This window comes from Pseudomonadota bacterium (assembly GCA_026388275.1).
In the GTDB taxonomy this organism is placed as follows: domain Bacteria; phylum Desulfobacterota; class Syntrophorhabdia; order Syntrophorhabdales; family Syntrophorhabdaceae; genus JAPLKB01.
The window spans coordinates 13348-30573 of sequence record JAPLKB010000052.1 but is presented as its reverse complement, the minus strand read 5'-3'; the positions used below and the strand labels follow the sequence as shown (position 1 = coordinate 30573).

Below are 17226 nucleotides of genomic sequence, written 5' to 3'. Positions count from 1 at the left end.
TATTATATAATGTGATTTTTAAAATCCTATCTCTATGAACCTGTTTTGTCAATGAAATTTAATGGTTATGTTAGTTTTAGGACAAAATAGGTGATCCTTTTCCAGGCTGCGGGAGATGTTTAACTCAAGAATAAAGCGGTAGCGGGGCACTTCCGGTTACGCCTTTGTACGAGGCAAAGGCAATGCTCTCGCCAACATTGGTATTACCTATGCGAAAATGGGTGCGCATGGAAGGGTTACTCGTATCATTATGTAAAACTCCAAGTCCGGTCAATTCTTGAAAAACTCCCTGTACGCGCTTGGAGGTTTCTTCCGGTACTGGTTATCCACTCCTTCGATCTTCTGCTCTGCTTCGTCGGTCGCCCGGTTTATTTCATTCTCCATAAGTCGAGGGGTGATGAGAACAACGAGTTCCTTTTTCTGTATATTCGGGTTGGTATAACCAAAAAGGTGTCCAAGAACCGGAATCTTCCCAAGGAAGGGGATCATCGTACGGGTATTAGTAACAGAATCCTGGATGAGGCCGCCGATGAATACCGTCTGGTTGCTTTTAGCGAGCAGGGTCGTTGATACTGTTGTTGTGCTGACCGTGGGAATTTGAGTTACCGCGTCGATAGCCACGCTGTTTGATTGAGGCTGCACGGACAGGAGGATATTATTCTCATCGCCTATATAGGCGGTTATGTCCAGAATAGTGCCGGTGTCAAGGAACTGGATCTGCTCCGTCGTCACTCCCAGATTAGTCACAGTCGTTTTATAGCCCTGCTTTCCGCCGACCTGCACTCTGGCAGGCTTCCCGTGAACTGCCAGAATTTTTGGCGTTGACAGGGTATTCACTTTTGTTATACTCTGCAAAGCGTTTATAGCACTGGTAAACTCATGCAGGCTGCCCACGCCTGAAGTAACTACGCCTGCTATACCCTTTGCCGCCGGGCCGCTGAAATTTGTCCCGGTATTGAGGGTTACAGTCCCCATGACAGCCTTCCAGTCCACGCCCAATTTCATATCATCGGTGAGCTGAACTTCCAGTATCGTTGCTTCAATGAGGACCTGTTTCGGTGATTCGTCCCAGGCATTGATTATCGTCTCGATTTTGGCTATGTTCTCAGGCGTATCTTCAACAACGATGGTTTTTGTGTCTTCATGGATTCTTACTATCCGTATTCCCGGAATGGCCGAGAGGATTTCCTGAACCTTGTCCGTTCTGGCAAAATTGAGTTTGAAGACCCTCACCTGGAGTCTGTCCGTCTGTGAGTCCGGTTTGTCCTTCGGCTTAAAGATAAAGTATACGCCCTTTTCCTGCCTGCAACTGAACCCCCCTGCCAGAGCAATCGATGAAATAGCCTCGTCGAGAGACACCTTGTCGAGGTTAACGGTAACTTTTCCCACCACCTCCGTGGACATGACCACATTGAGACTTCTGCTCATCGCTATTCCAAGGAGAACTTGTCTGATGTCACTTTCGTAAAAGTTAAGGCTAAGCAGGTCCGTGGCAGTAGCAACTTCTTTCCTCTCCGGACTGGAAGGTTCCTGACTGGTCTTACGAAAAGTAACAATGAGCTTTCCCGAGTCGTCGGGCGGAGAGTACTGAACCACAGGGAGATCCGGCGGAATAGCCAACTCTATATTCAATTTGTTGTCCGCTTTTTTTAACCTGACCCAGGACTTGAAACTTTTGAAGGGCTGATAGTGGGCAAGTCTGGTCTCCGTGTCTCTGCAATATAACTTAATCCTGTCCTTCGTTATTACGGGTTTCTCGACCTCGGGATTACCTTTGAATGTAAGGACAATCGATACATTATCATCATGCTGCTGGGCCTCGATATTCTGAAGGAGAGGCTTTGGTCTCGGCAGGCTCTTCCCGGGCACGTCCTGTGCAACAGTCGCATGTCCTGTGATGATGAGCATCGAAAAGAATACTATGCCTATGATCCAACAAATCCGTCTATTTCTTCCCATAATCAATAACCCTCAATGTGATTTCTCTTTCCTCCCCTTTCAACAGTACCTCCTTTGGCCCGATGCGGATAATCCTGTACTCGCCAATCTGATCTCCAACATGCTGTAACTGACCGTTAATAATCGCAACGGGATTCTTCCCGCTATAAATCATGCCATTCAGTACAAGCTGTACCGGCGGCGGAATCTCTCCCGACTCCTTACGCTTCGTTTCTGCCAATCTTGCCGACTTTCCCGGCTCAAAAACATCCCTGACAATGTCAGGAGCCGATGTCTGCGAAAGCGCTTCCTGCGTATCAGTCTTTTGAGGAGACGCACTATTCGCCGGTGCAACAGAAGGGGAGACAGCAGGTGCAATCAAGGGTTTCTCATCAATGGTGCCCGTAGATTTTTTAGAAAAAAAGCGGAAATAACCGACAATGCAAAGGATGACCAACAGGACTGCTATAATGATTATTTTTAACTGTTTATTCTCACCTTTCCTGACGGTCATAACCCTACCTTATAGCGGATAATTTAGACTCTCTCATAAAAATAAGAGCAGTCAAGTCAAGCTGGCAATATCCTGCACGCTCTGCTTTTCCTAAAGTCATTCTATCTACAACAATGAAACGATCCAGGGTGTCAAAATCCTGAAGAAGATGATAAATATTGACAAAAAGTCCCTTGCAGCTCACCTTAATGGGGATCCTCTGGTACAGTTTTTCCTTGAGGATGGGCTGGGGCTGGACCAAAATCAGGTCGACCTCTCTTTTCTTCATCAGTCCGTCCAGTTGTTTGAGGAACAGGCCGATCTGAGCATCTTCCGGGATCTGTCTATCCAGGGTTCTTAACTCTTCCGTCGTCGATCTGGTGGATGCCTTCAGCCGTTCTATGTTCTTTTCCGCAACCCCCACGTCATTCACCTGTTTTGTCAGGCTGTCTTTTTCCTGATGATATAACCTTTCCTGTCCAAGACTCTTGGTGAAGAACCAGTAGCCACATAATATCAGAACCAGAATAGCTGCTGCAAGGCAGAATCTGTCAATTGCCTTCACAGTTACCTTCATCGTTCATCCTTTGCCTATTTGACATATGATCTGAAACCTGATCCTGCCCTTGCCGGATGTGGCCTTTTGACCCGGCTCATCGCCTTCGGATTCGCTTGCAAATTTGAGAACCACTGTTTTAAAGGGCCGCTCCGTGGACAATCGGCTCAAGAAATCTCCCAGGCGCTCGTTAGACATTGAAAAGCCCGTGAGAACCAGCCGGGCTTCTTTATCCTGTTCCTCTCCGGGATCTATGACCAGTTGCGACAGCCAGGTTTCATCGTTCATAATGGCCGACAATTTGGAAATAACCTGAGTGACAGGCGGATTCTTTGATTTCACGGCTGCGAGAGCCGATTGTTTCTGATCAAGTTTTTCCTGATCGCTCTGTAAGCGTTTCAGTTCATCATTTCTGGCTGCCAACCGACCGGCTATATCTTTGTTTTCTTTCAATGTTTGCGTTTGCACATTGATTACATAACCATGAATCACAAAGAGGCCGGAAAGGATGCCTAATGAGAGGATCAAACATGCGGCCCAAAGAACAATGTGCCTTTTTACAGCACGGTTTGAGGAAATATCAGGAGGAATGAGATTGATCTCTCTTAAAGCCAGGGGACCCTCCTCATTGATAAACCCAGGGCCAGTGCGAGGGGTGCGTCATCCGGTATAGCAGCAAGCAGCCGCTTATCCGACAGGGGAATTCTATCCAGAGGGTTCACAATTTCAGTTCTTATGTTCATTCGCCTTTCGATGTATTTATCAAGTGAGGAGACAATGCCCGCCTGGCCGTAGAGATAGATCCCTTCAAACTCAGGGCTTCGTGCTTCAACCCTTGCGTAACTTATGCCTTTATCCATTTCGTGGAGAAACTCATCAATGTGAGGTGTGATAATCTGATAAACGGCACGCTCTATACCGATTGTGTCTGAATCTTTCTCCTGATCGGCTTTAGCAGGATCATGGTCCTCATAGGAAAGCCCATGCCGCTTCAAAATCGCCTTCGCACTGCCGTTATCGTGGGAAATATCAATACTGGATAGAAATTCTTCAAGCATGACCTCTGAGCCCCAACCTACATCGCGTTGAACAACGATACTTTCCTGGGAAGCAACTGCAAAGAGGCTTTTTGAAAGGCCGATATGGCCGAGGATAACGGGATTCGGCCCCTTCTGATAAAGATAGTAATGCAAGCGGATCAGGGCCGACACGGAAAAATCGAATACGTCAACGTGCAAACCTGCATCTTTCAGGAGAGCCATGTACTTCTTCAGGTCCTCACGCCGGGCTGCCACAATTAAAGCCTTATATTGGTTGAAATCACCGCTCTCCTCCGACAGGAGAGAAGGGTAGTCGATAACAGCATCCTCAAGAGGAAAAGGAAGATATTTTTCCGATTCTCTGAGAATAGCTTCTTCAAGTGAGCCTGTCTTCTCTATCTGAAAATGGATAGGAAAAATGGATAGATTTTTTGACGGGATACTCAGTACTACCCGGCGGCCTGCAAAGACCTTGCTCTTTGTGATTTCTCTCAGGGCAGAAACGAGAATATCATCGTTTTCAGTGCCTGCATCAAGCTTCCTGTAATGTAAGCCACGAAGGACCTTCTTTCCCTTTTCGTCACGCAACTGTGCCGCAGCAATATATTTTGCACCGATGTCGATACCGATGGGATAGCGTGACTCAATGTCGAATATCATGTATGGTTAACCATATCCTATTACATAGAAATTGTCAAATACTCCTCAAAAATCAATAGAGTTCCTTCACTTTCCTGAGCATAAGCACGCGTATTTTGTTGTTGACCGTGTCGGAAATGTAAATCTTCCCGTTTCCATTTGTCCCGGACAGTACTACGCCGCTCGGCCCGTTCATCTTTGCTGCGACAGCAGGTTGATTGTCGCCGTTAAAACCGCTGCTTTTTGGAAAGACCCCGGCAAAGGTCTTGATCTTACCATCATAGCCGGTCACAACCCTCACGGCATGGTTTCCGCTGTCAGCGATAAAGAGACTGCCTGAACCGTCGACCCTCACATCTGTGGGACTGGTGAGCGTCGCACTTGTGGCTGCACCGCCGTCGCCCAAGTACCCGGCCAATCCAGTTCCGGCAACAGTGGAGATAATGGCGGAGGTATTTACCTTTCGTACACTATTATTGCCGGTATCCGCAAAGTAGACATTTCCTGAAACATCCACGAAAACTCCGCCCGGCGAGCTTATCTGTGCCGATGTTGCCGACCCTCCATCTCCCGAATATCCCGCAATCCGGGCTGTGCCTGCAACAGTGTGAATCGTACCGGAAGTATCTACCTTGCGAATCAGATGATTCTGTGTGTCGGCGATGAAAAACGTTCCCGAAGCATCAACAAAAACGTCGGAAGGTTTATTTAATTTGGCACTTGTAGCTGCATGTTCATCTTGATCATAACCACTAATGTTCTTGCCTGCAACGGTTATAATGATCCCTGTCAGGAAATCTACTTTGCGGATTCTGCTGTTATTGGTGTCGGCAATAAAGAGATTGCCCGAACTGTCCACTGCAATGCCGCCGGGTGTATCGAGTGTGGCGCCGGTCGCTGCCCCGCCATCGCCTGAAAAACCCGCAGTTCCTGTACCGGCTACTGTCGTCAGCTTGTTTGTCAGGATGTCCAGCTTACGGACACGGTGATTCTTCATATCAACGATATAGAGGTACATTTTGCCTTCGTTACGGTCATAATAGGTCACCATCCCACGGGGTGCATTCAGACCGGACGAGGCGGTAATGGCCATAGTGGAAATAATCCCGGTGGAGGCTGCCACTTTTCGGAGGGTAGAGTTCATCGTATCCGAGATGATCATATCTCCTGTACTATTCACATACACACCAGCTGGACTATCCAGTCTAGCCCACCATGCAAATAAACCATCCCCGTAATACCCTGCCCATCCTGTACCAGCCACAGTGGTGATGGTCCCTGTTTCGGCAGAGACTTTTCTGATGCAGTGATTACCTGTATCGGCAATATAGATATTATTTGCAGAGTCAACAAAAATCCCGGCGGAACCATTCAGTAGTGCCGCCGTTGCCGGCCCATAGTCTCCGGAATATCCCGACCCTGCGCTACCGGCAACCGTCGACATATTCCCTCCTTCCTTGAATTTGCGGATCCTGTTGTTCTCCGTGTCGGCAACATAGATATCGCCTGAACTGGTCTTGTAGAGGTCACTCGGATTATTCAATTTGGCTTTGGTTGCCAGACCTTCGCTAAAACCGCAATCAGGATGTCCATCTTCGCCTACTCTGCCTGCCACAAGAGTAATAATTTTCGTGGTGGCATCAATCTTACGGATCATGCAGTTGCCGCTGTCGGCAATATAAAGGTTTCCCGTAGAATCAACAGCACAGCTCTTCGGGTTCGACAGGGCTGCATTCAGGGCGGAACCACCGTCTCCGCCGTAACCGTTCGTGCCATTCCCGGCATAAGTGCTTATACCCCCGAAACTTACTTTTCTGATGCGGTGATTCCTTGTATCAGCAATATACATCTCTCCGGTTGAACTGATACAAAGACCTTGGGGCCCGTTCAACTGGGCCAGAATTGCTTGCCCTCCGTCGCCGCTGAATCCGCTGTTGTCATTGCCCACCACCCGGATGATCGCCCCTGAAGCAGCATTTATTCTCCATATTGAGTTGCTGTCGGTGTCAGCAAAATAAAGGGTACCCGCCGCGTCTGCTCTCAGACGGTAGGGTTTTTTGTTAATGAAGGGAGGGAGTGTATCCATGTAGTAGCGAAACGACTCCTTCAGAGGACCCGCTCCTCCCGGCGCCTTTACGGATATGGTAACAGCATCGGAGTATCCTGCTACGCCTGAACTGTCCAGGACCGTGCCGGTATAAGCCGTGCCATTATAAGGGAAACTTTCATTCAGGGTCCGCCATCCAGGGCTCTGGTTTAACTTCCAGATAGTTTTTTCAAGGACCGACACCTGGCCCAGGTGCGTTTGAACAGCCTGCGTCTGGTTATACGCCATCCGCGATTGTAGCCCTGAACGTGAGTTGAGCATAAAGGCCGTAACGGAAAGAAGAAGAAGCATGAAGAGAAGCGTAATCAGGATAAATCCTTTATCGTTTCTCATGCCATCATTCCATGAGCCTCGCGCGCGCTCTCGTTTGAAGGCTCAAGCCCGTATTTCCTTCATTAACGGACAGACGGATTTCGACAAGGCTGTTTGAGAAACGACTCACCTTGAACTCGGTCACATGCTCACAGACCACTTTCTTCGTGAGCAGTCCGCTCGGGGCAGAGCTGTAATCGGGCAACTGTTCCATCAGTTTCCAGTTGGCGCTGTCAGATTTATCAAGATCATATGTGATGTACTCTACGGAATCGTCGGTGCCGACATTTACGATTCCATCGCCATTGTTGTCGGCGTCCAGCTTTCCGTCTCCCGCGACTATATAGGCATGGCTGTTGTTATTGTACGTGTCAAGCAGTCGTTCGCTGATCTTGAGAACTTCTTCATTTGTTCCTGTGGGATTCTCGATTCGGTCTGTTTTTTGGACGAACATGACCATGCGCTCTGTGGCCAAACGAGCTTTTACGAGCAAATCCTGTTTTCCCTTCGTGCCCTTGTAAGAGGAGAGGGCAGTGCTTAGCGGCCCTTCCAGACCGAACATGATAATCCCGAGAAGAACGATACTGATGAGCATTTCCATCAAAGTGAAACCGCCTGTTTTTCGGTCCATATCCATTCTCAGTAATCCGCCTTCAGGGTCTTCAGGACGACCTGATTCAGTGTGACAGTTATTTCAAGCAAACCGCCGGCTCCTGCGCTGGCATCGGTGATTATTACCGTCGGAATATAGTTCGTGCCTCTGAGGGAAAAGGCTTCTTTTCCGTCTGCAAAAAGAATATTCAGATTAACAGGGTTTGCCTGATTGTTCAGAACAAGGTTGTTGAGTATTTTGAAATCAAGAACGGCAACCCGGTTGAGCGTCTGTCTCGCGTAATTGGTGAAGACAATGGTAGCTTCTTCGGAAACTGTGGCAAAAAGAGAGGGTCCAAAGGCGTTTATCATGGGGACAATAGCTGTAAGAAGTATGAAGATGGCAAGAACCACCTCGAAGAGCGTAAAGCCGGCCGTCTTAGACATACCCTTAACAAATGGATCAGGGACTCTTCTTTTCATTCCTGTTGCCGTCCTCGACATCACTGCACCGTAATCAGACCTGTTGTGCCGTTTACCGTTATGGTCTTCTGCTTTCCTCCATAGCTGATTGAAAAAACGCTGTCAGTAAAACCGGAATGGCCGTCGGGATAGAATTGAACCGTACCCCCCGAAGGAATCGAAGTGATCTGAACTCCCTTATAGATGTCCATCGTGTCAAAGTCCTTTACATACCAGGTCTTGTCAAATGGATTGAGTACGATACCATTCTCGTCAACGGGAGGTATATTGTCCGGTCTTGCCGGGGGCGTCGGGTTTGGCGAAGGACTCGTATCAAAGACCTTGAACCAGTTCCCTGCCACATCGGCACAAAGACCGAAGGGTCTCTGATACTGCACTGCCAGATTTCCGGCATACTGTAGACCGGCCACCAATTCTCCCGCCGATCCTTCTAATTTATTGTCAGCAATAAAGGAGGAAAAAATGGGTATTGCAACCATTCCCAGGATAGCCAGAATTATTGCCACTATGAGAAGATCAAGGAGTATTACCCCTTTTCTGTCAATAAACAGTTTGCATGGGAGAGAGTTCTTCACTATTTTACTCTGCTACTTATGAAGGTGCCTCCAGAAGCCCATAGGAGGCTCCGCAGACACCATTCACGTGAAAGACCCTGTCTAATAATCCTTATGTGCAACTGACGGTGAACCAGTGCTGCCACCATCGTTGGCGAACAATACGCCAGTCTTGACGTTGAATTTCCAGCCTGTTCCGCCGCCTACAGTCCTCGTGGTAATGTCAGTGGTAGTGGTATCACAGGCAATTGTAGCCAGATTGCTGAAGGAATTGACCGGCAATGCCGCACCCTTCATGTAAGGTCCGAAGATAGGCGCGGTCAGACTTGCCTGGTCGGAAGCTGCTTTGCCGTCAGCCTGTGAGTATTTTGCCAACTGATCCACGAAAGCCGTTGCGCAGACCGTGGGGTCTGTGGTAGCAACCCCGGCATTATCCTTGGCACCGGGATATGTTTGATTGTGCTGCACATAGTATTGCTCGATTGCGCCCCGCATAGCTGCCAGATTGGACTTGGTTGCACTAACCTTGGCATCATCGGATGACGTGGTGATTTGCGGAATGATGATAGCTGCGAGAATTCCGAGGATAACGATCGCTATTAACATTTCCAGAAGAGTAAACCCTCCCTGATCCTTTACCTTGTAGAACTGATCCCTGCATTTTGTCATATAGACCTCCTGTCTTATATTCTTAAACGCTTCTTACATATCAGAATATATAATATAATATCGGAAAAAAAAAGATTTGCTTAAGTCCCAAAAACCAAATAGTTTTTTTAATTATTAACCTGCTTTGAAAATCAGGATTCATTTGGGTCAGGTACCTCATTGAACAGCGCCGGCTATTCTGAAAACTGGCAGGATCACCGAGGAAACAATGATGGCAACCACCACCCCGAGAAACACCAAAGCCAGAGGCTCAATCAATGAGCCTACGGTCTTCAGTTCCCGCTCCACTTCACCGTCATAGAAGTGAGCCAGACGTAGCATCACCCGCGGGAGATCTCCCACTTCTTCGCCTGTATGGATCATCTGCTTCACCGATTCCATTATGTAGGGATTAGTGGCAAAGAGACGGGAGAACTGCCCCCCCTCCACAACATGCTGCCTCAATTGATCTACAAATTCGACATAATAACGATTTCTGAATGTGGCTCCTGTCACAGCCAAAGCGTCCACGATGGTAACACTGCTTTCAAGCAGGTGACCAATTGTCCTCAACAACTGGCAGGTATATATCTTATTCGTCAGCTTCCCGATAATGGGAGCGGTCACAAGAACCCGGTCAATAAACGACTGCGCCCAGGAGGTACGAAGGATGCAGTAAAAACCTGTACAAATTGCGGCGATGCCGGCGATATATCCCCACCAGTATCCCCTGAGAGAATTACTGGCAGCTATCAGGAACTTCGTGGTCCAAGGCAGGAGAGTCTCCTTGCCTGAAAACAGCACGGCAAATTTTGGCAGAATTCCCACCAGGACAAAAATTATGACTGCAATAGACATAATAGAAAGCATGACCGGGTAGGTGAGAGCTGAACGTAACTGGGCAATGAGGGCCTGTCTTTTTTCTTGCATTACGATAATACCGTCAAGGGTTTTCTTCAAAAAGCCACCCGCTTCTCCCGCCCTTACCATACTGACATAAACGGCACTGAATATTTCGGGATAGCTGTTCATGGCATCCGATAACTGTTTCCCTTCCTCAAGATCTTTGAGCATGGCGAGAACTATTTCCTGGAATGCAGCATTGTTAGTCTGATCGCTAACAGCTCTCAGAGCGTTTGGCAGAGATATGCCTATTTCCATCATGAGTGAAAGCTGGGAATTGAAAAAAATCAGTTCGCTCGTACTGACGGGCTTGCTAAAAACGCTAAAGAGGCTCTTCTTCCAAGCGGTTGAAGCCGCCGAGGATCCCGTCGCTCCATTTACTGCAGGAGCAGGGGTGCTTCGCGTCAGAGTAATTGCCATAGAGGTTTCCCCCTCACCATGTTTCCGTAGAAGCTGCCCGCGCGACCTCTTCAATGGTCGTTATACCCTGCAAGACCTTTCTGTAGCCATCCTGCTTCAGCGTCTTGAAACCCTTTTCTCTGGTATACCGCCGCAGGGCATCGGTAGTGGGGTTGCTCAGAATCAGGGCCTGCAATCCATCATCCATTTCCAGAAGCTCGTAAATAGCCGTCCGTCCCTTATATCCTGAATCATAACAACTGGCACACCCTTTGCCTTTTGACAGTCTCATCTGCTTACCTTCATCAACGCCCAGCTCTTTAAGCACCGTGGCCGGAGGAAAATAGCCGGTTTCGCAGTCCCGGCATGTCATCCTGACCAGACGCTGTGACATGGAGGCAAGAAGGGCGGAAGAAATAAGATACGGTTCTATACCCATTTCGAGAAGGCGTGTAATTACGCTGATGCTGTCATTTGTATGTATTGTGGAGAGCACCAGGTGGCCGGTAAGGGAAGCCTGAATAGCAATCTCCGCTGTCTCACGGTCTCTGATTTCACCAACGAGAATGATGTCCGGGTCCTGACGCAGGGTATGTTTCAAGAACTTAGCAAATGTCAGGCCTATAGCTTCCCTTACCTGATTCTGGTTGACGCCTTTAAGTTGATACTCCACCGGGTCTTCAATCGTGACAATGTTTTTCTCTTGCGTGTTGAGGAGAGATATTGCCGAATAGAGTGTAGAAGTCTTACCGCTTCCTGTGGGGCCACAAACCAGAACCAAGCCATGAGGCCGCTTCAAAAGAGACTTGAACCTCGTCAGAATATCCTCTTCAAAACCTAGCTTGTTAATGTCCAGTATCGCTTTCCTCTGATCGAGAATTCTTAAGACAATTTTTTCACCATGAATGGAGGGTAATGAGGAAAACCGCAGGTCGATGGTATTCCCGTCAAGCATCACTTGAATTCGGCCATCTTGAGGAATCCGCCTTTCTGAAATATCGAGATTGGCCATAACCTTCAACCTTGAAACAATGGCTGGATGCATCTCCTGTTTAGGCGACATAAGCTCATACAGGAGTCCGTCGATCCTGATTCTGACCCGGAACTGATCAACCTGCGGTTCGATGTGGATATCGCTTGCGCCGTCTCGTATGGCCTTCATGATGATCATGTTCGTCAGCTTGATGACGGGGCTCCCTTCCGCCATTTCTGCTATTTCACTGACAGCCCGTTCCGGTGAGGACCGGACCACCTCAATGGCCGCTTCATCGATGCTGGTCATCACCTCATCGATGCTCACCTCTTCATTGTAGCATTCGCGAATTGCTTCCAGAATATCATCAGAACGGCAAAGAACCGGCTGGACTTTCAATCCCGTAATTTTGGCTATTTCATCAAACACAAAGATGGCGTGCGGGTCTGCAGTGGCCAAGGTTAATATGTTTCTCACGCGGAACATGGGAACCACCTGGAACTGAGAAGCTTTCTCTTTTGGAACGATATGTACTATCCTGGGATCAACGAGGCCCTTTCGCAGCCACACATGGGGAATTCCGAGCTGTTCCCCGAGAAATCCCGTCAGTTCCTGGCTCGTTATTACCCCCTGCTCGACAAGTAGTTCTCCCAGAGGTTTTTTGACCTCCTTCTGCATCCGGAGATACTCGTTCATCTGCTCGGGGGTTATAGTTCCCCGTCTTACAAGAATTTCTCCAAGCTTCTTTCTTGTGGGGAAACGAAAGGTCATGGAGACTCCTCTCGGAGTGCTTCCTGCATATCCCAATATATGTTAAGAAGATTGATCAGCCGGGTCGTAACAAGAATATCGCGACAGACCCCGTTCAGACCGAATATTTTTAGAATTCCACCGGAATTCATCAACGACTCGTGCATAGTTAATAAGAGTTCCAGAGCCTGACTGTCCATAAAGTTTACATCTCCGAATTCAAGCACAATTCTGTTTTTGTTTTGCCTGATCAGCTGATTAAATATCGTTTCCAGCTCTTCACAGGTCTTAAATGTCAGGGATTCTTTTATTGTCACAACCACATTGATGCCGACCGTCGTCGTCTGAATTTTTGGTGATGTCATTTTGCCTTACCCTGTCTCATCTCTTCGAAAAGAATTTCATCGGTCTCAGACACAATTCCGTTATCATACACGGTTTTGAATACCTGAACTATTTCAGGGTCAAGCTGCCTGCCTGCCACGTCATCCAAAATGGCTAAAGCTTGCTCGGCCGTTTTGTGAGAGCGGTAGGATCGATCGGACGTGATAGCATCGAAGGTATCGGCCACTGCAATAATCCGGGATTGCAGGGGAATCTCATTTTCTTTAAGCCTGCCCGGATATCCTGTCCCGTCATACCGCTCATGATGGTGGAGGATAGCCTGGAGAGATTCCTGCAACTGATTCAAGGGATTGAGAATTTTATAACCCTTCTCCGGGTGTGTCTTGATCTCCTCGTATTCTTCATCCGTCAGGGACCCAGGCTTATTCAGTACTCTTTCGGAAATTCCTATTTTGCCCACGTCATGCAGAATGGACGACCAGAACAGGGTCCTCCTTTCCTCTTTGCTCAGACGAAGTTTGTAGGCCATTTTCATACAGTACTGATTTACCCTTTCCGAATGACCCATTGTATATGTGTCTTTGGCCTCAATGGCATAGACGAGGGATCTGACGACATTGACAACAAACCGGTCCAGTTCATTGTAAAGGTCGATGTTGGATAAGGTAATTGCTATCTGTTTCGCCACGGTAGTCAACATTCTCAGTTCACTGAGACGAAAGATTTCTTCCATGTTAAAGGATACTACACCGAGCCAGCCATAAAAATTACTCTGGTGTTCAATCGAAGCTGCCAGAAAGCGGTACGGTACCTGATGAAGTTTTTCATAGGCCCCATCGGATTTAGAATCATTGACAACGAAATACTTGTTTTTCAAGCTTGAAGCATCTGAGGGAATAGCATCAATAAGGTTTTCAATGAATCTCCGCAAATCTGCCACTCCCCCTGAAAAACGCCCGTTTACCGCCAGTTGGTTGTATCTTTCCCGCGCAGATATATTCGTGAAAACAAGGTCCGCCCGCATTGTTTCAAGGAGATCCTGGGTAAGGCTACTAAGCATATTATCGGAAAAGCCGAAAGCCGTGATCTGAGGAGTGATTCGGGAGTAAAGGGATATTGTCTCAAATCCCTGAGCCAATTCATCGGCTAACTCCTCTGATTCTCTCCGGGCAGCATAATAGTCTTCCATTATCCCAGCCAAGCCATGGACAAGGTTTCTCATTTTCTCAGGCTCAGAGCCATTGACCTGGTCCGAATCCTTGCCTTTGTATGCAATAAGAGCAACAGCCGAGGAGTCGCCTGTCTTTACTGGTATGCCGTAAATGTCATATTGGCCCATTAGCCCGGACTTTAATCTATCCCCATCGAGAACTCCTGCGGAGAACCTCCTTATGGATTCTTGAAAATGACCGTTATTCTGTTCAGGTTGAACAGTCACCATAAGCTCGTTCCCATCGCCTATTGCAAAGTAGACCTGGGAGATCTCCGAAAAATTCTTCAATAAGTCTTTGAATCGCTCCATTGCTTTCAGCTCACATTGAGGAAATATTCGTCTATACAGGCAACCAAACGCGTCGGACTGAAGGGCTTCTCGAAGAAGCGCGTATCATCCATTTCCGCCAGCCAGTTTTGATCCTCGGGGTTGATCCGGGCCGTCATGACAACCGTCAGGAAACTGGTTTCCTTTTTTAATAGGTTCGTCTTTCTGCACAAAGCTTCCCCGTTGAGTCTCGGCATATTGATGTCTGTGATCACAACATCGGGCTTCATGCTATAAACCAGTTCCAAGCCGTCCACACCGTCCGGGGCAGTAAGAACGCGGTATCCGCTTCTTGTCAACTTAAGCTCGATAATTCGCCTGATGTGTACATCATCATCAATAACCAGAACAGTTTTAGGCTTTGCCAACAATATACTCCTCCTTCGGGAGTCGGATGGTAAAACGGCTTCCCTCTCCAAGCTTGCTCTGAACCTCTATTTCTCCGTCATGAAGATGGATAATTTCATGGGCGATAGCAAGACCCAGGCCGCTACCAGTCTGGGCAGTTATTTCTGAATTGCCCGAGCGATAGAATTTTTCAAAGACATGCGGAATATCCTCTTGAGACATTCCATATCCTGAATCTTCGATGTCGAAAATAATAGAACCACCAAGTTCTTCCATGGAAAATCGGATATTACCGTTCTCCGGGGTATATTTGACGGCATTTCCAAGGATATTAATAATCGCCGTTTTAATAAGTTCCTTATCTGCAATAAAATTTGGCAGGTTATCGGGTAACTGCTTTTCAAACGTAATACCTTTGCTCTGAGCTGAAACTTCAATTGTTGTGAAGCAATCACTGACAAGCCATTCTGTCCTTAAAAGACCTTTGTTAAGTGTAATATTCCCCATTTCCATTCTTGACATATTGAGCAGGTTTTCGATTAGGCTGGTCAAGCGATTCGTTTCCAGACTGATGGTGTTATAAAACTCTTTCTGCATCTCTGGATTATCCACCTCCCCATCCATGAGCATTTCCGTGTAGGCCCTGATATTTGTCAAGGGGGTTCTCAATTCATGGGCCACGTGAGCTATAAACTCCTGCTGTGCCCTCTTCGCAATGTTTATGCCAGTGATGTTTCTCACGGAGATCATTTTCCCTATGGCAGTCCTTTCTCCGGAGGCAAGCCGCGATAGGGAAATCTGAAAGTTCTCCCCGGCTGCATGATCTGGAAATTCCGTTTCAATTGCATTTCTTCCCATAGTGGACTCCCCCATCTCATTGCGTGATATAAATTCAATGACTTCCTTCTGTGGAAAAATATGCTCCAGAGTGCTATTGATAATGTTTTCGCGGCTTTTGTTTATAAGTTTGAGCATGTATTCATTTATTAAGGTTACATGATCCTGAAAATCGGTTACCACTATGCCAAAGTTTATTGAATCAAGGACGTTAATAATTTGGTTTTTCTCAAAACTGCTGGCCCCGAGTTTCGATATTAGCTTAAGGTTGTCCTCAGTCATTGTACTTAGTCTGTAATCCATGCCGGCAAGCGACCGTTCAAGATCTCTCAAAATGGGAATAACCTGCTCCCCCTTTGAGGATGACTGGTCGATAGGCATGTGGCCGGCATCCATATCCTGACCATGATTTCTCCTATTCATCATTTCTTTCAACGACCTGAGGGCTGAATTCATACCATAATAGGCCACGAGCAGAGCAATGAAAATGAAGAATGCGATCATTGTTATGAGGCTGGCTCGTTCCTTGGAAAGCATTGTTATCGATGGCAGTCTTAGTCCGAGACGAACAATGCCTATTTTCTGGCCGCCACTGAAAATGGATTTGGCAAATTCGTAGACGGTGTATGGTAAGCCCTGTGGGCGATATATCTGCGTTGTCAGCGTTGTCGCTTGAACAGATGCGGTTTGAATATTTTCAGGAATCTGGGATGATATTTCAGCCGGAACCAGTGAGATAAACGACTGCCCGGTCTCGTTGTGGATGATGAGGTATAAGATCCCCTGGCTCATTGTGGATTCCATGAGTGTTCTCAGGAAAAAATCCCTCCTTTCGGAAGAGAAGTCTTTGATGGGATAGAGAGAGATAAGGTTCACCAGATAGGTGCCTTTATCCTTAATGTCCTGAACTTGTCTCTTTTTCTCATAGCTGGTCAGAAGAAATGCGGAAAGAGTGGTGGCTAACAATAAAATGACAATAATCGCAGCGCCGATCTTTACATTTTTCATAAATCCTACATTACCTCGCTCGTGAATCACACTTTGTGAAGTGATTTCATACTACACAAGTATATTCGGATTTAACATGAATTTATTAAGCTGTAATTTTAAAATTGATGAACAGATGATGGACTATTTTACTCGCACAATAAAAAGGATAACCTCATTCGGTTATCTCCTTAATATTGTTAAGCTGGGAGACAAGGATTTGAACCTTGATTCACGGAGTCAGAGTCCGTTGTCCTGCCGTTGAACGATCTCCCAGTAGAATACTGAAAGATTACTTGTTCTCTTGTTTCTCTTTCTTTAATTTCTTTACTTTCTTTTCTTTTTCTTGTTTCACTTTCTTTTCTTTTTCTTGTTTTTCTTTCTTTACTTCCTTTTCTGTTTCTTCTTTCTCTTTCTTCTGGGTTAGTTCAATAAGAGCCATAGGAGCTGCGTCGCCCTTTCTCCTTCCAATCTTAAGTACTCTTGTGTATCCGCCGTTTATTGATACATATCTGTCTCCGATATCGGTGAATAGCTTCCTTACCATTTCCTTATCACGCAAAAAAGCAAAGGCAAGTCTCATGGAGTGGAGATCTTTTCTTTTTGCTAATGTAATAAGCCTGTCCGCTACTCTTCTTAACTCCATAGCTTTAGTATCCGTGGTCTTTATACTCTCGTGCTGAAACAGAGAATTTGCCATATTCATTAATAATGCTCTTCTGTGGCTTTTATTCCTACTTAATTTGCTTACAGTTCTCAAATGCCTCATGGTTATAATCCTCT

16 protein-coding genes, 1 tRNA gene and 1 pseudogene are annotated in these 17226 nt (G+C 46.9%); all 18 read right to left on the bottom strand.

The window, feature by feature from the left end:
• Positions 1-270: 270 nt before the first annotated feature.
• Positions 271-1959: a hypothetical protein gene (locus NT010_12415; protein MCX5806844.1), complete on the bottom strand. Its 1689-nt coding sequence runs from the start codon at positions 1957-1959 to the stop codon at positions 271-273.
• On the bottom strand, positions 1946-2452 hold the full coding sequence (locus NT010_12410; GenBank protein ID MCX5806843.1) for a hypothetical protein: 507 nt from the start codon (positions 2450-2452) through the stop codon (positions 1946-1948). Before NT010_12410 ends, NT010_12415 begins: the two co-directional genes overlap by 14 nt.
• 4 nt (positions 2453-2456) lie before the next feature.
• A complete protein-coding gene (gene pilO, locus NT010_12405) occupies positions 2457-3008 on the bottom strand; it encodes a type 4a pilus biogenesis protein PilO (GenBank protein MCX5806842.1) in 552 nt (183 codons plus the stop codon).
• A gap of 3 nt (positions 3009-3011) precedes the next feature.
• Positions 3012-3515: a PilN domain-containing protein gene (locus NT010_12400; GenBank protein MCX5806841.1), complete on the bottom strand. Its 504-nt coding sequence runs from the start codon at positions 3513-3515 to the stop codon at positions 3012-3014.
• A gap of 77 nt (positions 3516-3592) precedes the next feature.
• A complete protein-coding gene (pilM, locus tag NT010_12395; protein MCX5806840.1) occupies positions 3593-4687 on the bottom strand; it encodes a pilus assembly protein PilM in 1095 nt (364 codons plus the stop codon).
• 52 nt (positions 4688-4739) lie between these two features.
• Positions 4740-7106: an SMP-30/gluconolactonase/LRE family protein gene (locus tag NT010_12390; protein ID MCX5806839.1), complete on the bottom strand. Its 2367-nt coding sequence runs from the start codon at positions 7104-7106 to the stop codon at positions 4740-4742.
• 4 nt (positions 7107-7110) lie between these two features.
• The gene (locus NT010_12385; GenBank protein ID MCX5806838.1) at positions 7111-7722 is read right to left on the bottom strand and encodes a type II secretion system protein; all 612 of its coding nucleotides are present in this window, start codon (positions 7720-7722) and stop codon (positions 7111-7113) included.
• 2 nt (positions 7723-7724) lie between these two features.
• A complete protein-coding gene (locus NT010_12380; protein ID MCX5806837.1) occupies positions 7725-8159 on the bottom strand; it encodes a hypothetical protein in 435 nt (144 codons plus the stop codon).
• 20 nt (positions 8160-8179) lie between these two features.
• Complete coding sequence (locus NT010_12375) at positions 8180-8734, bottom strand: GspH/FimT family pseudopilin (protein MCX5806836.1); 555 nt, start codon at positions 8732-8734, stop codon at positions 8180-8182.
• Between the two features lie 81 nt (positions 8735-8815).
• Complete coding sequence (locus NT010_12370; protein MCX5806835.1) at positions 8816-9382, bottom strand: type II secretion system protein; 567 nt, start codon at positions 9380-9382, stop codon at positions 8816-8818.
• Positions 9383-9538: 156 nt separating this feature from the next.
• A complete protein-coding gene (locus NT010_12365; GenBank protein MCX5806834.1) occupies positions 9539-10684 on the bottom strand; it encodes a type II secretion system F family protein in 1146 nt (381 codons plus the stop codon).
• A 13-nt stretch (positions 10685-10697) separates the two neighbouring features.
• Complete coding sequence (locus tag NT010_12360) at positions 10698-12407, bottom strand: ATPase, T2SS/T4P/T4SS family (GenBank protein MCX5806833.1); 1710 nt, start codon at positions 12405-12407, stop codon at positions 10698-10700.
• Positions 12404-12751 (bottom strand): STAS domain-containing protein, encoded by a 348-nt coding sequence (locus NT010_12355; protein ID MCX5806832.1) that lies wholly within the window; start codon positions 12749-12751, stop codon positions 12404-12406. Before NT010_12355 ends, NT010_12360 begins: the two co-directional genes overlap by 4 nt.
• Complete coding sequence (locus tag NT010_12350) at positions 12748-14253, bottom strand: HD-GYP domain-containing protein (protein MCX5806831.1); 1506 nt, start codon at positions 14251-14253, stop codon at positions 12748-12750. The genes NT010_12355 and NT010_12350 overlap by 4 nt, the downstream gene beginning before the upstream one ends.
• A 5-nt stretch (positions 14254-14258) precedes the next feature.
• A complete protein-coding gene (locus NT010_12345) occupies positions 14259-14639 on the bottom strand; it encodes a response regulator (GenBank protein ID MCX5806830.1) in 381 nt (126 codons plus the stop codon).
• Positions 14626-16464 (bottom strand): ATP-binding protein, encoded by a 1839-nt coding sequence (locus NT010_12340; protein MCX5806829.1) that lies wholly within the window; start codon positions 16462-16464, stop codon positions 14626-14628. The genes NT010_12345 and NT010_12340 overlap by 14 nt, the downstream gene beginning before the upstream one ends.
• A 184-nt stretch (positions 16465-16648) precedes the next feature.
• Positions 16649-16719: transfer RNA gene (locus tag NT010_12335), tRNA-Gln, on the bottom strand.
• A gap of 148 nt (positions 16720-16867) precedes the next feature.
• Positions 16868-17212 (bottom strand): annotated as a pseudogene (rplQ, locus tag NT010_12330) (50S ribosomal protein L17).
• Positions 17213-17226: the final 14 nt, after the last annotated feature.

Coding starts and splice junctions, on each gene's coding strand:
- NT010_12390 (MCX5806839.1), bottom strand. CDS start 7,106: ATGAGAAACGATAAAGGATTTATCCTGATTACGCTTCTCTTCATGCTT.
- NT010_12365 (MCX5806834.1), bottom strand. CDS start 10,684: ATGGCAATTACTCTGACGCGAAGCACCCCTGCTCCTGCAGTAAATGGA.
- NT010_12380 (MCX5806837.1), bottom strand. CDS start 8,159: ATGAAAAGAAGAGTCCCTGATCCATTTGTTAAGGGTATGTCTAAGACG.
- NT010_12385 (MCX5806838.1), bottom strand. CDS start 7,722: ATGGATATGGACCGAAAAACAGGCGGTTTCACTTTGATGGAAATGCTC.
- NT010_12350 (MCX5806831.1), bottom strand. CDS start 14,253: ATGGAGCGATTCAAAGACTTATTGAAGAATTTTTCGGAGATCTCCCAG.
- pilM (MCX5806840.1), bottom strand. CDS start 4,687: ATGATATTCGACATTGAGTCACGCTATCCCATCGGTATCGACATCGGT.
- NT010_12360 (MCX5806833.1), bottom strand. CDS start 12,407: ATGACCTTTCGTTTCCCCACAAGAAAGAAGCTTGGAGAAATTCTTGTA.
- NT010_12355 (MCX5806832.1), bottom strand. CDS start 12,751: ATGACATCACCAAAAATTCAGACGACGACGGTCGGCATCAATGTGGTT.
- pilO (MCX5806842.1), bottom strand. CDS start 3,008: ATGAAGGTAACTGTGAAGGCAATTGACAGATTCTGCCTTGCAGCAGCT.
- NT010_12340 (MCX5806829.1), bottom strand. CDS start 16,464: ATGAAAAATGTAAAGATCGGCGCTGCGATTATTGTCATTTTATTGTTA.
- NT010_12410 (MCX5806843.1), bottom strand. CDS start 2,452: ATGACCGTCAGGAAAGGTGAGAATAAACAGTTAAAAATAATCATTATA.
- NT010_12415 (MCX5806844.1), bottom strand. CDS start 1,959: ATGGGAAGAAATAGACGGATTTGTTGGATCATAGGCATAGTATTCTTT.
- NT010_12370 (MCX5806835.1), bottom strand. CDS start 9,382: ATGACAAAATGCAGGGATCAGTTCTACAAGGTAAAGGATCAGGGAGGG.